Annotated in this window: 17 protein-coding genes, 1 tRNA gene and 1 pseudogene; 6 read left to right on the plus strand and 13 right to left on the minus strand. The window is 58.0% G+C overall.

The window, feature by feature from the left end; all coding sequences use genetic code 11:
- Positions 1–71: 71 nt before the first annotated feature.
- Positions 72–2,666: a bifunctional diguanylate cyclase/phosphodiesterase gene (locus tag Q9R34_RS02005; RefSeq protein WP_485892194.1), complete on the minus strand. Its 2,595-nt coding sequence runs from the start codon at positions 2,664–2,666 to the stop codon at positions 72–74.
- A gap of 217 nt (positions 2,667–2,883) precedes the next feature.
- Here Q9R34_RS02005 and Q9R34_RS02010 point away from each other — a divergent pair, with 217 nt between their 5' ends.
- From Q9R34_RS02010 to Q9R34_RS02020, 3 genes are all read left to right on the plus strand, one after another.
- Complete coding sequence (locus Q9R34_RS02010) at positions 2,884–3,531, plus strand: CPBP family intramembrane glutamic endopeptidase (protein WP_485892195.1); 648 nt, start codon at positions 2,884–2,886, stop codon at positions 3,529–3,531.
- 118 nt (positions 3,532–3,649) lie between these two features.
- Positions 3,650–3,820 (plus strand): hypothetical protein, encoded by a 171-nt coding sequence (locus Q9R34_RS02015; RefSeq protein ID WP_094078501.1) that lies wholly within the window; start codon positions 3,650–3,652, stop codon positions 3,818–3,820.
- A 108-nt stretch (positions 3,821–3,928) separates the two neighbouring features.
- A complete protein-coding gene (locus Q9R34_RS02020; protein ID WP_033752778.1) occupies positions 3,929–4,168 on the plus strand; it encodes a hypothetical protein in 240 nt (79 codons plus the stop codon).
- Between the two features lie 6 nt (positions 4,169–4,174).
- Here Q9R34_RS02020 and Q9R34_RS02025 read toward each other — a convergent pair whose 3' ends face one another.
- From Q9R34_RS02025 to Q9R34_RS02045, 5 genes and pseudogenes are all read right to left on the minus strand, one after another.
- Positions 4,175–4,474 carry a hypothetical protein gene (locus tag Q9R34_RS02025; protein ID WP_485892197.1) on the minus strand — a complete coding sequence of 100 codons (300 nt, stop codon included), beginning with the start codon at positions 4,472–4,474 and terminating at the stop codon, positions 4,175–4,177.
- A 33-nt stretch (positions 4,475–4,507) separates the two neighbouring features.
- A complete protein-coding gene (locus Q9R34_RS02030; protein WP_033752779.1) occupies positions 4,508–4,936 on the minus strand; it encodes an OsmC family protein in 429 nt (142 codons plus the stop codon).
- Between the two features lie 44 nt (positions 4,937–4,980).
- Entirely contained in the window at positions 4,981–6,168 is a 1,188-nt protein-coding gene (lldD, locus tag Q9R34_RS02035) for an FMN-dependent L-lactate dehydrogenase LldD (RefSeq protein WP_434124079.1), read from the minus strand.
- A pseudogene (lldR, locus tag Q9R34_RS02040) lies at positions 6,165–6,954 on the minus strand (transcriptional regulator LldR). The gene lldD and the pseudogene lldR overlap by 4 nt, the downstream one beginning before the upstream one ends.
- 240 nt (positions 6,955–7,194) lie before the next feature.
- Positions 7,195–7,407, minus strand: a complete 213-nt coding sequence (locus Q9R34_RS02045) for a hypothetical protein (protein WP_434124080.1) — start codon at positions 7,405–7,407, stop codon at positions 7,195–7,197.
- A gap of 407 nt (positions 7,408–7,814) precedes the next feature.
- Between Q9R34_RS02045 and dbpA the strand changes: the two genes are divergently transcribed.
- The gene (dbpA, locus tag Q9R34_RS02050) at positions 7,815–9,197 is read left to right on the plus strand and encodes an ATP-dependent RNA helicase DbpA (RefSeq protein ID WP_434124081.1); all 1,383 of its coding nucleotides are present in this window, start codon (positions 7,815–7,817) and stop codon (positions 9,195–9,197) included.
- A 73-nt stretch (positions 9,198–9,270) separates the two neighbouring features.
- On the opposite strand, the gene Q9R34_RS02055 is transcribed toward dbpA, so the two are convergent.
- On the minus strand, positions 9,271–9,663 hold the full coding sequence (locus Q9R34_RS02055) for a YgiW/YdeI family stress tolerance OB fold protein (protein ID WP_434124082.1): 393 nt from the start codon (positions 9,661–9,663) through the stop codon (positions 9,271–9,273).
- Between the two features lie 177 nt (positions 9,664–9,840).
- On the opposite strand from Q9R34_RS02055, the gene Q9R34_RS02060 reads away from it, so the two are divergent.
- Both Q9R34_RS02060 and Q9R34_RS02065 read left to right on the plus strand, forming a co-directional pair.
- The gene (locus Q9R34_RS02060) at positions 9,841–10,803 is read left to right on the plus strand and encodes a chemotaxis protein (protein ID WP_434124084.1); all 963 of its coding nucleotides are present in this window, start codon (positions 9,841–9,843) and stop codon (positions 10,801–10,803) included.
- 380 nt (positions 10,804–11,183) lie between these two features.
- Positions 11,184–12,749: a methyl-accepting chemotaxis protein gene (locus tag Q9R34_RS02065; RefSeq protein WP_485892199.1), complete on the plus strand. Its 1,566-nt coding sequence runs from the start codon at positions 11,184–11,186 to the stop codon at positions 12,747–12,749.
- A gap of 107 nt (positions 12,750–12,856) precedes the next feature.
- On the opposite strand, the gene Q9R34_RS02070 is transcribed toward Q9R34_RS02065, so the two are convergent.
- The 6 genes from Q9R34_RS02070 to Q9R34_RS02095 form a co-directional block, all read right to left on the minus strand.
- On the minus strand, positions 12,857–13,852 hold the full coding sequence (locus Q9R34_RS02070; RefSeq protein ID WP_485892200.1) for a glycosyltransferase family 2 protein: 996 nt from the start codon (positions 13,850–13,852) through the stop codon (positions 12,857–12,859).
- Positions 13,853–13,868: 16 nt separating this feature from the next.
- Positions 13,869–15,158, minus strand: a complete 1,290-nt coding sequence (locus Q9R34_RS02075) for an oligosaccharide flippase family protein (protein WP_485892201.1) — start codon at positions 15,156–15,158, stop codon at positions 13,869–13,871.
- 2 nt (positions 15,159–15,160) lie between these two features.
- Positions 15,161–16,165, minus strand: coding sequence for a glycosyltransferase family 2 protein (locus tag Q9R34_RS02080; protein WP_485892202.1), 1,005 nt, complete (start codon positions 16,163–16,165; stop codon positions 15,161–15,163).
- Between the two features lie 712 nt (positions 16,166–16,877).
- Positions 16,878–17,267, minus strand: a complete 390-nt coding sequence (locus Q9R34_RS02085) for an acyl-CoA thioesterase (RefSeq protein WP_434124089.1) — start codon at positions 17,265–17,267, stop codon at positions 16,878–16,880.
- Positions 17,268–17,397: 130 nt separating this feature from the next.
- Positions 17,398–18,405, minus strand: a complete 1,008-nt coding sequence (locus tag Q9R34_RS02090) for an alpha/beta hydrolase (RefSeq protein ID WP_485892203.1) — start codon at positions 18,403–18,405, stop codon at positions 17,398–17,400.
- Between the two features lie 348 nt (positions 18,406–18,753).
- A tRNA-Thr gene (locus Q9R34_RS02095) sits at positions 18,754–18,829 on the minus strand.
- Between the last annotated feature and the right edge of the window lie 151 nt (positions 18,830–18,980).

Raw genomic sequence — 18,980 nt, forward strand, 5'->3', positions numbered from 1 at the left:
GAGGATCGTATGGAACTGGCAATTTTCGTGGGCTTTGCCATTCTGATGACCGCCGTGGCGGTCAAAGTGCGTTAAGCCCTGATTGACTGAGATGGGGTTTCCAGAAGCGCAGTAAAGGCCGCCAGCGGCACGGGGCGTCCTAAAAAGTAGCCCTGCCCCTCTTCGCAGGAGAGCCGTTTTAGCTGGTCGAGCTGCGCTTCTGTCTCTATCCCTTCCGCCGTAACCGTCAGCGCGAAAGCGTGCGCCAGCGCGATAATGCCCGCCACTACCGACTCCGCCTGCTGTGACTCTGGAAAATCCTTCATCCAGGAGCGATCGATCTTCAGACCGTTAAACGGAAAGGTCTTCAGATAACCCAGCGCCGCATAGCCGGTGCCGAAGTCGTCTACCGTCAGCCTGACGCCGAGCGCGCGCAGCCCCTGCATCACTTCCAGCGCCTGCTGCGGATGCTCGAACGTCACGTTTTCCGTGATCTCCAGCTCCAGCCGTGTGGCGGGGAGCCCGCTGTTCGCCAGCGCCCGCGCGACGCGCTGCACCAAATCATTGGTGCGAAACTCTACCGGCGAAATATTGACCGACACATAGCGATCCGCCCCCCAGCTGCTGGCATCGCAGCAGGCGCGCGCCAGCACCCAGTCGCTGATGGCCACGATCAGGCCGTTCTCCTCCGCCAGCGGAATAAAGCGATCGGGCGTAATCGGCGGTCCCTCCGCTGGCTGCCAGCGAATCAGCGCCTCTGCTCCCGCCAGCCTGCCGTTTTGCAGCTGATAGCGCGGCTGGTAATGCAGGCAAAACTCGTCGTTTAGCAACGCCTGCTCGATGCGTTTCGCCATCTCGCGCTTATGCTCGCGCTGGCTGGCCATATTATTGGCGTACCAGACCCAGCGGTTGCGTCCCGCGGCGCGCGCTTCGTTCAGGGCGATATCTGACATGCGCAGCAGCGCCTCGGGGTGGCTGGCATCCTGCGGCGCGCAGGCGATGCCGATGCTGGCGGTAAGATAGTGTGCATGCTGCCCGGTGTAGATCGGTTGCTGCACCTCCTGCAGCAGCCGGGCGCAGCGGTGCGCCACCACTTCGGCATCGCCCTCCTGCAGCACCAGCACGAACTCATCGCTGCCCAGCCGCGCTGCCAGCTCGTGCGCGTCAACGCCGCGCTGCAGCCGCTGCGCCATCTGATTCAGCACCTGATCGCCCGCCGCGTGCCCCCAGTTATCGTTCAGCGGCCTGAACTGGTCGAGATCGAGGCTAACGATCGCTAAAGGCGACGCCAGCTGCGGCGGCTCCAGATGGCGCGTCAAAAACTCCTGTAGCTGAAGGCGGTTAGCGAGTCCGGTCAGCGCGTCGTGGCGTGACAGAAACTGAATGCGCGCCTCCGCCTCCATTCCCTGAGTGATATCCGACACCGTGCCGCGAAAGCCGACGCAACGCCCCTCGTGCCAGATGGTTTTCGCCACCAGATGGCCGATACGGCGTTCGCCCTGCGCGGTCATAAACTGGCAGCGCAGCGGCGCTGAGGATCCGCTCTCCTCCTGACGCATCAGCCAGGCCACCAGCGAGTGGCTGGAGTGCGTCAGCAGACGATCGATATGCTCGCCCGTCCAGTCGGCAATCTGATGGCCTGTCAGGCGATGGAAGCGGGAAGAGAGATAGATCAGCCGTCCGTGCTCGTCGGTTTCCCAAATCCAGTCTGAAGCCGCTTCCGCCAGGTCGCGGAAGCGCGCTTCGCTGTTGGCCAGCTCCTGCTGACTCAGGGCCAGCATGGCAAAACGGCGATCGGATAGCAGGGCGTGATGCAGCGCGTAGCGACTGACGCGGCGCGTAATCCAGCCGGTGAGCAGCGCCACCGTCGCCAGTATCGGCAGCAGCAGCATCAGCAGGCGCGTGCCCGGCATTTTCGGCTGCCAGCGCAGCATCACGGTACTGCCGTCTATCGCCTCCAGCGCCATACCCGGACGCTGCGGCGCGTCGTTGTCCGCTGTCCCGCGCGGCGCCCGGATGTCGAGCATTCTGCCCAGCGCCTCTAATTTAGCTGGCGTAAAGAGATTGACGAAGACGAGCACCGAGGGGGCGCCCGACTGCTCAGAGAGATCCGCCGCTTTGCCCCTTGAGATGGGTGCCGCCACGACAATGGCGGGCTGTCGCTCAACCACGGCGTTACGCGCCAGCGCCGCGTTCTGCAGCCCGCGCGCGTCGCGCAGCAGCGAGGCGCTGTGTGCGCCGAGCCAGGCCTCCAGCGGCAGATCGGCGAGTTTTCCGTTAATCACCGCATAGCGCGTGCGGCCCGCATTATCCACCACGAATACCCCTTCGTAGTGGTACTCGTTGTAGAGATCCGGTCCGATATTCTCCTCATCCCATGCCCAGCGCTTATTTAGCGTCAGATGCAGGTTGCGCCACGCTTCGCTCCAGAAAGCGTAGTCGCGCACGTCGGTCAGCATCGTCTCCTGCCTGGCGTTCCACGCCTGGCGCAGCCGCTGGCGATCGTGATCCGTCGCGTCGCGGTTCTGCCGTTGGGCGATAACGAGCACCATCAGCACGACGAGCAGCAGCACGCCGAAGAGCAGCCGCGAAAAGATGCGCAGGCTGCGGCGCGTGCTGCGCAGCGTGCGATCTTCTGCCGCCGACACAGAGCGGCGCGACGGCGATTTCGGTATGTCAAAAGTCATCAGGGGCGCTCACAGCAAAGCGATAAAAGAGACGCGGGCAACAGCGCGTCGACGGCTGACGTCGCAGGCCCATACAGGTTTAATCGGTTATCGGCGTGCGGCGTCGCGGTTTTAGCCTGAGGCAGCAATTTACTGCGGTGAGTTTGTGCGCGCGCCTCCCTCGACAGGGATCGGGCGCGTTGCTACTATGCGCTTTCCTCCAGTGGCTGGGTTGCCTATGAACACCAATCCCGACAGAGTGACGTTGACGCTGTTCTACGTCGGCAGCTTTGTGGTTTATTACCTCGTGACGATGCTGATTACGCTGTTTCCCAACTACGGCGTGCTGCGTAACGACGGTCTTCTGGTGCCGGTGCTCTGCCTGTTTGAATTTGCCGTGATCTACCCGCTTTACCGCTTTTATTGCCAGCGCCGCAGCGATCTGCCGCTGGGCGAGCTGCGCATCCGTCAAACGCTGCTGTTTATCCTGGGGCTGTTTGCGCTAATGGCGGCCCAGACGCAGTTTTTGCAGCCTGAAGGCTGGCTGGTCGAGCAGGCGCAGCAGGGCCGCAATTCGATGCTGATCCTGCTGCTGACCGCCGTGCTGCTGGCGCCGGTGTTCGAGGAGGTGCTGTTTCGCGGCTTTCTGCTGCAGGGATTCCTGCTGTGGGCGCCGCGCAGCCGCTTCGCCTGCATGCTACTGACGTCGCTGCTGTTTGCGGCGATGCATACTCAGTATGTGCACTGGGAGACCCTGGTGGCGCTGACGCTCTTTTCCCTGCTGCTCTGCTATGCGCGCCTGCGCAGTAACAGCCTGGCCTTGCCGATCTTCCTGCATACCTTCAACAACCTTATCGCCCTGCTGCCCGCCTGGTTTTTCTCCTGAGACGCCATACCGCTCAGGCTGATAATGCCGCGCGGTCACCTTTGTCTATACTGGATCGTAAAAAAGGAATCTAAGCATCACAGTCCGTACCAACGAGACCGTGTAAAGGAGTCGAGCCATGTTGATTGGATTTGTGTTGTTAGTGAGCGCCTGCGGCCATGATGCCTGCGATGCCCTGCCGGTGTCGGAGCGCATTTACCCGACCAAAGCGGCCTGTGAAACCATGGCGGATCGCATCCATAAAGTGCGTCCTGGCGTGGTCCTGCTGTGCGGCGAAGTGCATCGTTAATTAAGGCCGCTGAAGGGCGTGATGAAAAAAGAAGCGGTTTAACGTTGCAGCCTGCGGCAACAGCGTTCAAAATATAAGCTGTTTTAACCTATTATCGTTGTGATCCCCATGAAAACACCACGCCCCCGTCGTCCGACTGGACGCTGGGTTTATTACATTTTGTATGACGGCATTATCTGGCCCTGCCCGGTGCGCTGGGAGTGGGAAAGCGGCTTCGGCGGCTGGCTGCCGTTTTACTATTCGCCGACCTTTGAGTTCGTCGCGGGCGATCCCGGCAAGGCGTATCGCATCGCCCGCAGCGACGTGCGCGCTAAACGGCGCGAGCAGGAAGAGCGTGAATATGTGTGACGCGGCTTAGCGGGAGACCCAGGGCAGCCAGGATGAGGTCAACAGAAAGTGAATCAGCTCCAGCGCCAGCACTATCATCACTAATATGCCCAGCCTGTGACGGCAGATCCACGCCTTCAGGCCCATATCATCGCCGCCCAGCGGATCAGCATTAACCCGCCGCAAATAGAAAGCAGCACCAGCACCATTTTCCAGTGTTTTTTTGCCGGCAGATATTTCGCCACGCCTCTTCTCCTTCCGCAAAAAGAAAAGATGCGCCCCAGGGCGCATCCATTGCGGTTCATCAGAACCTGAGACAGTCAGCATAGCGCGGTCGCCGATTGAGGGCGACCTGCTGGATCAATTATTCAGGGTATAATCGAGGGTGATCTCAGCATTCAGCACCTGCGAGACCGGGCAGCCCGCTTTCGCCTTTTGGATAATTTCATCAAACGCCGCGCTGTCGATGCCCGGCAGGCTGATGGTGCTGTTCAGCGCCACTTTAGTGATGGCGAAGCCTTCGCCTTTTTTATCCAGCGAGACGTCAGCCGTGGTATCGATGCTCTGCGGCTTATGGCCAGCATTGCCCAGCATCAGCGACAGCGCCATGGAGAAACAGGCGGCGTGCGCCGCGCCGATCAGCTCTTCCGGGTTGGTGCCCTTCTCCCCTTCGAAGCGGGTGTTGAAACCGTAAGGCGTCTGGCTCAGCACGCCGCTTTCGGTGCTGATGGTGCCTTTGCCTTTAATATCGCCTTCCCAGTGCGCCGATCCTTTCTTGTGAATAGTCATGTCATTCCTCCTGTTGATGAAGAGTGAGTAAGTATAGACAAGCTTCAGCTAACGGCACGCGGACGCGGCGCGACGGCTGCGTGAGTGAGCGCCGCGCCGGCATCCACCAGGGCGTCGCGCGTGATCCCGGCGATCGATTTCGCCCCGGTCAGGGTCATCGCCACGCGCATCTCTTTCTCCACCAGCGAAAGCAGGTTTTCCACGCCGCGCTGACCGTGCGTCGCCAGCGCGTAAAGCCAGGCGCGCCCCAGCAGCACGCTGTCGGCACCGAGCGCGATCATGCGCACCACGTCCAGCCCGTTGCGGATGCCGCTGTCGGCAAGAATAGTGATATCGCCCTTCACCGCGTCGGCGATAGCAGGCAGCGCGCGCGCCGAAGAGAGCACGCCGTCCAGCTGGCGGCCGCCGTGGTTTGACACCACGATGCCGTCCGCGCCGAACCGTACGGCATCGCGCGCGTCTTCAGGATCGAGAATGCCTTTGATCACCATCGGGCCGTCCCAGAATTCGCGGATCCACTCCAGATCGCGCCAGGAAATAGAGGGGTCGAAGTTATTGGCCAGCCAGCCGATATAATCCTCCAGCCCGGTCGGCTTACCGAGATAGGTCGAAATATTGCCGAGATCGTGCGGACGGCCGTGCAGGCCGACGTCCCACGCCCACTGCGGGTGCGTCGCCGCCTGCCAGTAGCGGCGCAGCGCGGCGTGCTGCCCGCTCATGCCGGAGTGCGCATCGCGATAGCGCGCGCCGGGCGTCGGCATATCCACGGTAAACACCAGCGTCGAGCAGCCGGCGGCTTTGGCGCGCTCCAGCGCGTTGCGCATAAAGCCGCGGTCGCGCAGCACGTAGAGCTGGAACCACATCGGGCGGTTGATGGCGGGCGCCACCTCCTCGATCGGACAGACCGAGACCGTCGACAGGGTAAAAGGAATGCCTTTCAGCGCCGCGGCGCGCGCCGCCTGCACCTCGCCGCGGCGCGCGTACATGCCGCAAAGCCCGACCGGCGCCAGCGCCACCGGCATCGCCAGGGTTTCGTTAAAGAGGCGAGTTTCCAGACTGAGATCGGACATATTCTTCAGCACGCGCTGGCGCAGCGCCACGTCGGCCAAATCCTCGACGTTACGCTGCAGCGTGCGCTCGTTATAGGCGCCCCCGTCGATGTAGTGGAAAAGAAACGGCGGCAGAATGCGCTGCGCGGCGGCGCGATAATCGGAAGCGGCGGAGATAATCACAGGTCAGTTTCCTTGCAGTTAGAAAGTGTCGTTGCCTGGCAGACGCGTGCTGCGCGCCTGGCGCGCTTCATCTTCATGCAGGCTTTTCAGGGTGGCGTGGACGAAGCCGAGGTGATCCATCGCCGCCCGGCGCGCCGCCTCGGCCTCGCCGGCGAGGATGGCGTCGAGCAGGCGCTGATGCTGTTCGGTGAGGCGGGCGAAAATCGGCGGCTGGCTGTACAGGCGCTGGCGGCTTTGCAGCACCGAGGATTGCAGCAGCGCAAAGAAGCCGCGCATGGTCTGCAGCAGCACCACATTGTGCGACGCTTCAGCGATAGCGAGGTGAAAGCGCACGTCGGCCTGCGCGGCGAGGTCAGGATCGTCGCTCTCTTTCAGCTTCAGCGTGGCGTCAAAAGCGAGCCGCAGCCGCTCCTTATCCGCGTCGGTGGCGCGCTGCGCGGCATACCAGGCGGTGCTCGCCTCGATGGCGTGGCGCGCTTCAAGAATATCGTAGCGATAGTCGGGGTCGTCCTGCAGCAGCGCGCGCACCGGCGCGACGATACGCTCTTCCGCCCAGGGCGCCAGCGGCTGACGCAGCCAGGTACCGCCGCCGCGACGGCTAATCAGCAGGCCGCTGCTAATCAGCTGCTGTAGCGCTTCGCGCAGCGACGATCGCGATACGCCCAGCTCAGCGGCAAGCTGGCGTTCAGCGGGCAGCCTCATACCCGGCGCCAGCTTTTGCTGTTCGATATAGCGCCGCAGCCGCACCACAAGATGCTCTGCGGCTGTCGATGTCGATTCCCTCATGGCGTCATCCTAAAACGGCGCGCCTTTTTGGTCGGACCAAAGGCACGCAGCGCGTCAATAAGAGTTCAGATGGTTAATCTTTTGTTAACCACAGACAACCTTCAGGGCGTGATTTTTCCGCTTCTGTGACTGATGCTAAAAAGCAGGCGGGGATTGGTAGGACCAATTAAGTAAATTGAGCAAACGACAGGCATAAAAAAAGCCTCCGACTGGAGGCTTGGTTCAACGGAGACGACGACGTCAGGCGCTCTTCGCCCATTTCTGGGCCGTCATCATTTCCACCGCCAGCGCAAACAGCTGCTGCTGGTGCTGCTCCGCGCTCTCGGCATAGCAGCCGATCATTGAGACAACCTTGTCAGCAGATAAGCTTTCACCGTGGACATGCAGCGTAAGCACTGCGCGGCCAACAATTTTCAGCACTTCTTCATGCGATCCCTGGGCAATATTACTCAATGGAGAACCCTCAAACTGTCGTTGTAATAAAAGTATGGCGCGCTAAATATAAAGCAATTGCAGTGATTATTTTATCGGCCGCATTGGTGACTTTATTTAATGATTAATTCTTTTGCTGGAGTATAAAAAAGGGAATTGTCTGATACAAAAAGAAATTAACTTGCTCGGTCGAGCAGTTATAAAGTTTTTACTGGCCTTGAAATGCCACACGATATGCACAAATAGCCTGCCGCTGGCAAAAATCATTAGAAGATAACATCCATTCTCACCCATCTTCGGGTTATTCCTAAACGCCTGCGGAGCGAAGCAGTTATGCAGGTTATCCTTTTCGCCGGTTGCCGTGCGCCGCACATTCTGCCAGACTTGCCGCGCTATTTTTCGACCACCTTTTGCCGCCGAGGCCGCCCGTGACCGCATTTACTACCCTTACCGCTCTTCCCGCCAGCCAGATCGCCAATCTGGCTGACATGGGCTACACCGAGATGACCCCTGTTCAGGCCGCCACGCTGCCCGCTATCCTGGCGCGACGCGACGTGCGGGCGCAGGCTAAAACCGGCAGCGGCAAAACGGCGGCGTTCGGCATTGGCCTGCTGCAGCATATCGACAGCAGCCGCTACGCTACCCAGGCGCTGGTGCTCTGCCCGACGCGCGAGCTGGCGGATCAGGTCAGCAACGTGCTGCGTCAGCTGGCGCGTTTTACCCGCAATATTAAGATCCTCACCCTGTGTGGCGGCCAGCCTATCAGCGCACAGCGCGACTCGCTGGCGCATGCGCCCCACATCGTGGTCGGTACGCCAGGCCGTATTCTCGATCACCTGAAGCGCGAAACGCTGAAGCTCGACCAGCTCGATACGCTGGTCCTTGACGAGGCGGATCGCATGCTGGAGATGGGCTTCCGCGACGATATGGAGGCGGTGGCTGCGCTTACGCCCGCCAGCCGCCAGACGCTGCTCTTCTCGGCGACCTGGCCGGAGAGCATCGCCTCCCTCAGCGCGCGCTTTCAGCGCGACGCGCTGCATGTTGCCACCGAAGAGGTGAGCGAGCTGCCCGCCATTGAACAGGAATTTATCGAAGCGAGCCAGAGCGAAAAGCTGCCGCTGCTGCAGGCGCTGCTGGCGCAGCGTCAGCCAGCCTCGTGCGTGGTGTTCTGCAACACCAAACGCGAGTGCGACGATATCGCCGCCGCGCTCAATCAGCAGAATATCAGCGCGCTGGCGCTGCATGGCGATCTGGAGCAGCGCGATCGCGAACGCGTGCTGATCCGCTTCGCCAACGGCAGCGGACGCGTACTGGTAGCAACCGACGTGGCGGCGCGCGGCCTGGATATTAAAGCGCTGGCGATGGTGGTGAACTATCAGCTGGCGTGGGATCCTGAGGTGCATGTGCACCGCATCGGCCGCACCGGGCGCGCTGGCGAACAGGGCAGCGCGGTGAGCTTTGTCGCGGCGGACGAAATGGCGCGCGCCCATGCGCTGGAAGATTTTCTGCAGCAGCCGCTACGCTGGCTGGCGGCGAGCACGCTGAAAAAAGGCGCGCGCCAGCCGCTGCCGGCCGCCATGATGACGCTCTGCATCGACGGTGGCCGCAAAGCGAAGATCCGTCCGGGCGATATTCTCGGCGCACTGACCGGCGACGCGGGCTTCCGCGCCGATCAGATCGGCAAAATCGATATTACCCCGACTCACGCTTATGTGGCCGTGGCAGCCAGCGAAGCCAAAGCGGCGCTGGTCAGGCTGAAGCAGGGGAAAATGAAGGGTAAGAGCGTGCGGGCGATTCTGCTGCAGGATTAAGATCCACGCTGAAACGACGCGGGCCGCGATCTCGCCCGCGCCGACCATCATGCCTTAAACGCCGTTCTGACGCTTACGGCTCGTCGATCTGCGTGACGTGCAGTACCGTTTTCTCGCCTTTGCCGTGGACGCGGCCGCTGACGCGCACCTGCTCGTCCGCTTTATAGGTTTTGCCGCCGAAGGTTTTCTCCGGCGCAATAATGGTGATAGTGCCAGTGCTGTCGCGGAACTGGTAGTTATCGCCCTGCAGCTTCTTCAGAATATAACCTTCAAGCGTAACGTAACCGTCCTGACGAAAATCGCGGATCTGATTGATATGGGTCTGGCCGGTATCCTCTGACCCTTTATAGCCTGCATCCTGTTTTTTCTGCGGCGGCGGGGTCGCGCCCGCTTCAAAACCGCCCTTCTCAGCCAGCGCTGGCAGACTCAACAGGGCCAGCAGCGTAAACGTCATGACTTTTTTCATGGTGCGCTCCTTTAGTGAAATTTTTCCGTTGTTACCCACTAAGCCTGGCACAAGTATGGCTAACTGCGCGCGCGATCAAATTTGCGCATCTGCCTCTCATTTTTTAGCCAGTCGTGCCGATAAAGCTTTTATCATTCACTCAGGCTGCGTCACAGGCGGCAGCAAGGCAGAGCAACGATGGATAATTTTCAAAAAGAGATAGATGAAAGAGCAAATCTGGCGTTATCAAATCGCTTTGAACTGCTGCTGTTCCGTCTGGGCACCGATCAGGCCAAGGGTAAGTCGGAGCTGTTCGGCATTAACGTCTTTAAGCTGCGGGAGATCGTGCCGATGCAGCCGATCACTCGTGCGGCCGGCATGCGCTCGCCGCTGCTGGGCATGACCAACATTCGCGGCCAGTTTATCCCGGTAATCGATCTGCCAGCGGTCGCGGGCTGCACGCCGGAAACTGGCCTGAACCTGCTGCTGGTTACCGAGTATGCACGTAACACCCAGGCCTTCGCCGTGGAGTCGGTAGATAACATCGTGCGTCTCGACTGGAGCCAGGTACATACCGCCGAGAAAGGGATTGGCGGCCGCAATATCACCAGCATCGCCTGTCTCGACGACGATAAAGGCAGCAACAGCCTGGCCATGGTGCTCGACGTCGAGCAGATCCTCTATGACGTTATCCCGTCGGTACGCGGCGTCGAGCCAGCCCCGGAGACCGTACGCAGCTTTAAACTCAAGCCCGGCGCGGTCGCCATCGTGGCGGAAGATTCTAAAGTGGCGCGTCAGCTGCTGGAGCAGGGCCTGAAGAGCATGGGCATCCCGGCGCTGATGCACAACACCGGGCTTGAAGCCTGGCTGAAGATCAAAGAGATGAACGACGCTGCGCAGGCGGCGGGCGAGTCGATCCACGACAAAATCGCGCTGGTGCTGACCGATCTCGAAATGCCGGAGATGGACGGTTTTACCCTCACGCGCAATATCAAGCGCGAAGAGAGCCTGAAGCGTATTCCGGTGGTGATCCACTCTTCGCTTTCCGGCAGCGCCAACGAAGATCATGTGCGCAAGGTCGGCGCCGACGGCTACGTCGCTAAATTCGAAATCAACGAGCTCTCCTCCGTGATCCACAGCGTGCTGGAAAAAGCCCCCTGATGCGCCCGCAACACGCGACGCAACGTCGCGTGTTCCTTTTCTGCTGCCCGCTTATCGCCTCTTCTGCCGCGGTTGCCTTCTCCTCTTGCCGCCCTGCTCATCTGCTCGCTAACCGCCGTTATTCAATTGCTTAGCCTGGTTAATCTGATCGTAGCGTGCCGCCTTCGCAGCTTATGGTTGCCGTTCAGCTCCCCCCTTGCGTCGTTCAGGCAGGCAGAAATTGCCTGGAAAAAATTAAAGTCAAAACAGAAACATCCGATAACCTGTGCGCCAGCTCTCATTTTTAACCGTTATTGGGCGGCCTGGGCTGGTCACGCACAGGCGTTAAAAAACTTAACTATTGCAGCAGCAACATTTGATGTAATCGCGGGAGAACAGAGATGTGGAGTCTAAAAAATATGAAGGTCGGCGTCCGGCTCGGCGTCGCCTTCGGCATTGTGGTGGCGCTGATGGTGATCATCGGCGTGACGACCGTCAGCAAAATTCAGAGCATCAACAGCGGCATTTCCGCTATCGTCGATGACCGCTATGTCAAAGTGCGCCTCGCCTTCGACGTGCGCGACGGCGTCAACGATCAGATTAAATACCTGCGTGGTCTGGTGATCGACACTGCGCATCCTGACCGGAACATCAAGCGTTACGGCCAGCTGGATGAAGCGACCCAGCGCACCAACACCGCGATGAACCGCATCGCCGCCATCCAGGTCACTGCCGTCGGCAAAAAGAAAATACAGGGGCTGATCGAGGCGGGCCAGCAGTTTGAAACGGCGAAAAACGCGCTGATTGCGCTGGTCAAAGCTGGCGATTTTGAAGGGGCCGGCGTCTACGCGCTGAAAACCATGACGCCAAGCCAGAATGCCTTCCTTGAGGGCGCGGAGAAATTCGCCAACTCGCAGGATTCACAGCTGCGTGGCGAAGGCCAGAGCATTGTCAGCGCCGCCAGCACGGCAATTATGATTACGCTGGTGTGCGCCGCGCTGGCGATTATCGCCTCTATCCTGCTGGGCGTCTATCTGACGCGCTCCATCGTGCGTCCGTTGACCGAAGCGGTCGGCGTCGCCGAACGCGTCGCCGCCGGCGATCTGGGCTCGAAAATCACCATCCACAGCCGCGACGAAACCGGCGTGCTAATGCGCGCGCTGCAGCAGATGAACGACAACCTGCTGAGCATTGTGACCGAAGTGCGCACCGGCTCCGACACCATCGCCGTCGCCTCGAATCAGATCTCCAGCGGTAACCTGGACCTCTCCACCCGCACCGAGCAGCAGGCCAGCTCGCTGGAGGAGACCGCCTCGGCGATGGAGCAGATGACCTCAACCGTGAAGCACAACGCCGACAACGCGCGCGAAGCCAATCAGCTGGTGGCGAGCACCTCAGCGGTAGCGCGCGAAGGCGGCATGGTGATGGAACAGGTGATTGAGAAGATGGAGGCGATTGCGCTCTCGTCCAAAAAAATCGTCGATATCATCAGCGTCATCGACTCTATCGCCTTCCAGACCAACATTCTTTCGCTTAACGCCGCCGTCGAAGCGGCGCGCGCGGGCGAACAGGGACGCGGCTTCGCCGTGGTGGCGAGCGAAGTGCGCAATCTGGCGCAGCGCTCGGCGTCAGCGGCAAAAGAGATCAAGCTGCTGATTGAAGATTCGGTGGCCAAAGCAGAGGAAGGCAGCAAGCTGGTTTCCCATGCCGGATCAACCATCGGCGAGGTGGTCAACAGCGTGAAGAGCGTGGCCGGTATTATGAGTGAAATCACCATTGCCAGCAGCGAGCAGAGCACCGGCATCAGCGAGATCAATATGGCGATTACCCAGATGGAAGCGGTAACGCAGCAGAACGCCGCGCTGGTACAGGAAGCCTCCGCCGCGTCGCAGGCGCTGCAGGATCAGGCAGAGCGCATGGCGCAGGCGATGAGCGTGTTTAAAACCGGCGCGCTGCGCCCGGCGTAATCAGCCGTTCAGCATCGGGCGACCTGAAAAGGTCGTCCGATGTGATTAACGCGGCTAAACCACAGAAACGTCAAACCTGGTGATGTGTAGCGGATGAAATACATCCATTAAAATGCACGCGCCTTATACAGGGCGTAAAGGCAGTAGTAAGCCGCAAAGCTGTTGAAATTCATAATGATATACTTCAGCTTTTCATTGCGGTTCAGCAGAATAAAAATTCCTTTCGAATATTTGCCGCGCTTGATCTCGTTTATTTCGCGCGAGATTTCGTTGTGCGTAAAGGAATCGTAATACATGGATGTCACAATCTGCATATCCAGCGCCAGCACCCGTTTCGACACCCCTTTGAGAAAGTGGTCGAGATCGCGATGCGTATATTTACTCATGATGGTGTCGTAAAGCCCGGTCAGAAACTGCTTACGCGCCTTAAGCTCATTGTACTGCACGCGCTTTTTTGACAGCGAATCCATCACGTTTTCATAGTGATAGGCGGCGCTGTCGATGACCATACAGTTGCTGATGTTGTAGAAATATTTGAGGTTGAACAGCAGATCCTCGCTCATGGAGATCCCCTCAAGGAAATAGAGATTGTTCACCTCAATCACCCGTCGGCTGTAGCACTTGTTGTGCAGATAGCCGATATTGTCGCTCATCTCCAGCTCGCCCAGCAGATAAGGCATCTCCTGCATCGTAAAATAGCCATATTTGCGAATACTGCCGATGCGGTCATCCACCAGGTTGCCGACGATAAGATCGACCGGCCGGCCGTGGCTGCTATCCAGCGACTGCTGAAAGCTGGCGAGAAACGTCTCTTCCACCCAGTCATCAGCATCGAGGAAAATAATAAAATCCCCTTGCGCCTGCTTCAGCGCGCGATTGCGCGCCGCGCTGACGCCGCCGTTTGGCTGGTTGATAACGCGGATGGTCGGCTGGTAGCTAAACTCCTCCAACAGCGCGGCGGTGCCGTCGGTGCTGCCGTCATTAACCACGATCACTTCATAATCATCGCAGGTTTGCTGCAGCACACTGATCAAGGTTCTTCTCAATGTTTTTTGCGCATTCCACGCGGGAATAATAATGCTGAACTTTGGTGCTGGAATCATTTTTCATTCCTCTTAACTATCTGAGGGTCTTGGCGTCGTTTAATAAAAACCATATTTTTTTTGGACTGAAAAAAGAGCGATGAATAGTGAACATCGGTTGAGCGGCAAAAAAGTAATTCAACAGCGTAAAAGAGAGCAGCTCGGTCAAAATCACGCTAAAGGCCGCGCCGGTGAGCCCATAGAGCGGTACCAGCACGACGGAAGAAACCAGGCAAATCAGCAGTACAAAAAACGTTTTTTTCACCAGATAGGCGTAGCCGTTGTATTTGATAATAAAGCGATCCATGACGCTGCTCAGCAGGCCGAACATTGCCCCCAGGCAGAGCCAGACCGTGGGCGCGACCGCGTCCTGATAGGCCGGGCCGTAAAAGTAGTGAATAAAGGGCGGCGCCAGCAGCGCGACGGCAGCAATGACCAGTGCCGAAACGCCCACCACCAGCAGATGCAACTGCTGGATTTTAATGATGGCGCGTGTCGGATCGCGCTCTGAGAAAAAGGCCGGATAGAAGGAGGCCAGCAGCGCATTGGGCAAAAAGACCCAAGCGCCGGAGAGGGTTAAGGCCACGGAAAAGACGCCCGCCTCTTTTACGCCGAGAAAATAGCTGACGCTGAACTGGTTAAGGCGCGTATAGAGCGCCACGGCGATCACCGAGAAGATCAGCGTGCCGCCTGAGGCCAGCATATAGCGCGAATAGGCTTTCAGCTGTTTACGTTTGGGCATGCGCATCGCGCCTTCGTAGCGGCGGAACAGCGCCAGCTTAATCACGAAGGGAATAAAGGTCGCCAGTACGATCGGCAGCGCCAGCCAGGCGGGATCGAGCCCCCAGCTGGAGATGACGAAGCGTATCGTCAAACTGATGGTTAAGCCGATAACGTTGGCGATAACGTTCAGCTTCGCATTCAGCATCGCCTCGTTAAATACGTTCACCAGGTCGATGGCGGAAAAGAGGCAGGCGATGGCCGCGGCGATAATAAAGATCTGCGCCTGAGAGCTCATCTCTTCGTGCATAATCGCCATCCCGACCGACGCCAGCGCCAGGTAGAGCGTGACGATCAGCACCGAGGCGGCGATCATCAGCCTGATGCCAGAGGCCTTATTCTGAGACAGCCGTTTCAGCAGGATAACATCGCTGCCCATATAGGCCACGGTCTGCAAAAACTGAAACACCAGCAGCGAAATGGAAATAATGCCGAAGGTGGTCGGGCCGACATATTTCGCCACAAACGAGGTGACGAAAATCAGGCCGAAGACCGCGATGATCTTTTCGGCGATCATCCACATCGAGTTTTTGAGTTTATCTTTCATGGTTATCCTTCGCGCCTCCCGCTTTGTGCCAGCTTGCGCAGTTGCGAAACCAGGCGCGGCGAGCAAAAAAAGAGCGTGAAGTAGAGACTCCAGCCGTTAACGATGACGCCGGAAGAGAGATAGGCTTTAAAGGCCTTGCGATAGCGCCGAATATGGTCGTTGATAAAAGCGGCGTTAAATTCGCCGGAGGCGATAGCCTTATATAAATAGGCAGAAGAGACCTTTAGCAGCAGAAAATAGAAAAACTTATCGTTGCTGCGCGACAGCAGCCGCTGCATCTCGCTAAATGAACGGGCGAAGGAGAAATGCTTTTCGCGCACCGACGAGCGCGTCGCCGAGTTCTCTGACTCCACGTAGTGATAAATCACGCTGTTGATGCAGATGACCTGCTGCGTGCTGAGCAGGCTGAGATACTGCATCACAAACAGCAGATCCTCAAAATTGGCGATCTGTTCGTTAAAGCGCAGCTGATGCGCGCGGATCAGCTCGCCATTGAAGAGTTTGTCGCAGATACCGTGGCGCGGATGGAAATAGAGCAGATCGTTGACCGCGTCGCTGGCGCTGAGCACGCGCTGCGCCTCAGGCGGAAAGGCGCGCGCAATCGGCTCGCCCTGTGGCGTAAAGTGCTGCGACTCGCCGACAATCAGGCCGACCTCCTCATTCATCAGTGCCAGGCAGAGGCTTAGCGCATTGGCGGGCAGAAAGTCATCTGCATCGACGAAGCGCAAATAGGCGCCGCGCGAGGCGGCAATACCGGCATTACGCGCCGCCGAAACGCCAGCGTTCTGCTGGGTGATCACGCGCACCTGAGGATGGTCGCTCCAGCTCTCCAGCATTAGCGGCGAGCTGTCGGTTGACCCGTCGTCCACCAGAATGAGCTCAAGGTGCGGCACCGACTGCGCCAGCACGCTTTCAACGCAGCGAATAATCGAATTTTCGGCATTATAGACCGGCACAATTACGCTAATTAACGGGTTGCTGAGCGTCACCATAGATCCTCTGGACATGTTTTTACCTCCGCGCTAAAAAGCGCGGCAATAACTGCAATAAAATTTTAGTGCCGGGCTCACGTCAGCGTTTTTGTTTTTTTCCCGGATAAGTGTTGTGCGACTACAGAAAAAATCAGGATTGAATGAAGAGATATTACGTGGTGCTTTTATTGCGTCAATGGGATGAGCGCTAAACCGGAATTTCCGCACAGGCGCTCTGCTTATCCATCAGAATTAATGGATAAGCAGGCATTACGCTTATCTGTGACATCGACGGCCTTTCAGTACATGAACCATTAAAAGGCGGGAACACCTCGAATAAAAATCGCGCTTCGATGACGTCAGGAAAAGCTTATCCATTAGGAATTACCCTGGTAGATAAAAATAAAAATCGTAGTGCTTTCATGGCATCGCAAAATGCGATGCCAAAGCCTGTTAGCCGCGCTTAATAATTTTTATTTCTCGAAAGCGTCGCTATTTATCAGCGGTTAATTATGCTCTCTTAAGGGTAATAACAATATATCTTCAGCGCATAGCGCCAGGTTAAACAATGCTGATGTGAAAAAACGGGGAAAAAAGAGGGGAAAAATTAAGGCTGTTAACGTGACGCAGATCGCGTAAATTTTGCTGATTGAACTAAGAATTGAGCGAGGCGTCAGGGCAGAGGAAAACCAGGCACGACCGTCGCGCAAAGCGATGAAGGGCTGGCTTACGCCCTTCATACACCAGGTTAAAGCGCATTCAGCGCATTTATCACCGCATCGGGCATGCTGGGCCTGCCGTTGCTGAGACAGGTGCAGACAAAGGTCGCCTCAGCATAAATAACGCCGTCGACCTTGATCTGCTGCACGAAGTTGACCCGGTTGCGCTTGTCATTTTTCTCCAGCGCGCAGGTCACCTCCAGGCGGTCGCCCTTTTGCAGGCTTTTACGGAAGCGCAGCGAATATTCCAGCACCATATACAGGCGTCCCTGTTTGAACTCCTCTTCAATGTCGATGCCCAGCGCTTCACGCATATAGGCATGGCGCGCCCATTCCATATAGAACGGATAGTAGAGGCCATCGACGATGCCCTGGAAATCGATATGCTTTTCATCAACCTCATAGTGCTTTGCAAACATCTCCGTATCCTGCCGTAGTGAGTAGATTAACCGTATGATTTTGCAAATTTAACCTGGCAGGAGGCGAATGCCATACTTTTTTTGTGCTGCGGCAAAGGGAAAAAAGCCAGGCGTTTCGCCTGGCGCAGCATCAGTTCAGGTGCGTTTTCAGCCCATCGGCCGCCTGGCGCAGCGCACTACGCACCGCCGGCACGTCGCTCAGCCCGTTCAGCAGGCCGTAGTCGTGGATCAGACCGTTATAGCGCGTGACCGTGACGTCAACGCCCGCCGCGTCCAGCTTGCGGCCAAAGGCCTCGCCTTCATCGCGCAGCACATCCAGCTCGGCGGTCTGAATTAAGGTAGGCGGCAGTCCCTGCAGCTGTTCGCGGGTTGCGCGCAGCGGCGACGCCAAAATATTGTTACGGTCGCCAGCTTTGGTGGTGTAGTTATCCCAGAACCATTTCATCATATTGCGCGTCAGGAAATAGCCCTTCTGGAACTGCTGATAGGAGCCGGTATCGAAGCGCGCGTCGGTCACCGGCCACAGCATGACCTCATAGCGAATCGCCGGGGTATGCTGCTGCTTCGCCTGCAGCGCCACCGCCGCCACCATGTTGCCGCCGACGCTGTTGCCCGCCAGCGCCAGGCGCTTGCCGTCTACGCCAATCTCGGCGCCGTGCTCCGCCACCCAGCGGGTCGCGGCGTAGGCCTGGTTGATGGCAACGGGATAGTGCGCTTCCGGCGACGGCGTGTAGTTCACGAAGACCGCGGCGGCGCCCGACGCTACCACCAGGTCGCGCACCAGGCGTTCATGGGTCTGAAAATCCCCTAATACCCAGCCGCCGCCGTGAAAGAACATAAACACCGGCAGCGTGCCCTGCGCCCCTTTGGGCTTAACGATATTCAGTTTTAAAGGCTGGCCGTTCACCTCAATGGTTTTTTCCGTCACCTCAGCCTCAGGCAGCGTCGCCCCCTTTTGCGCGCCGATCAGCACCTCGCGCGCCGCCTGCGGCGAGAGCTGCTCAATAGGTTTGCCGCCGCTGCTGTTCAGCGCGTTTAAAAAAGTCTGTACGTGGCGCTCCGGCTGCGGCGCGTCGGCGAAGCTATTGGCGGACGCGGCGGCCAGCGCCAGCGCTAAAACGGTCTGCTTAATGGTCATAGGAGGACTCCTTGTGTTTAATCGCTATTAAATCGCACACTACTTAAATGCATCGCCTTTACTGCACTGCGGCACATTCGGGATGAGGGGAATATATATAGCGCGCTACTTAATAGCAAACAAAAAATCATCTCACCTTGCCCGATCAATGCCATGTAATTGATATTAAGCACATTTCACAGGCACGTAATGTTAAGCGTTTGCAAAGAGAATGACAGTTAAGCTAACCATAAGAACAAGCCGGTGAACTTGCGTTGTCTGGAGGAAATTTGACGGAACCGCTGCGGTGCCAAATCTGTTCCACAAAATGGAAAAAGAGAGGGATTAGCGCGACAGTCTTGAAACAACTGGTGCCGGAAACAGGAGTCGAACCTGCGACCTTCGCATTACGAATGCGCTGCTCTACCAACTGAGCTACACCGGCATGGAGGTGAGAACTACGGGGCATTAAGTTAGAAAAAAGCGACACTTCCGTCAAGAGCCGCCGCGCGCGGATGCTGCTTTTCTCGTCATCTGAGAACGAAAAGAGCACGGCAGCCGCCTTTCCCTGTGCGCTTACCGGGCCAAAAACAAAA

Origin of the sequence: Enterobacter sp. BRE11, from assembly GCF_031844285.1 — a bacterium.
In the GTDB taxonomy this organism is placed as follows: domain Bacteria; phylum Pseudomonadota; class Gammaproteobacteria; order Enterobacterales; family Enterobacteriaceae; genus Pantoea.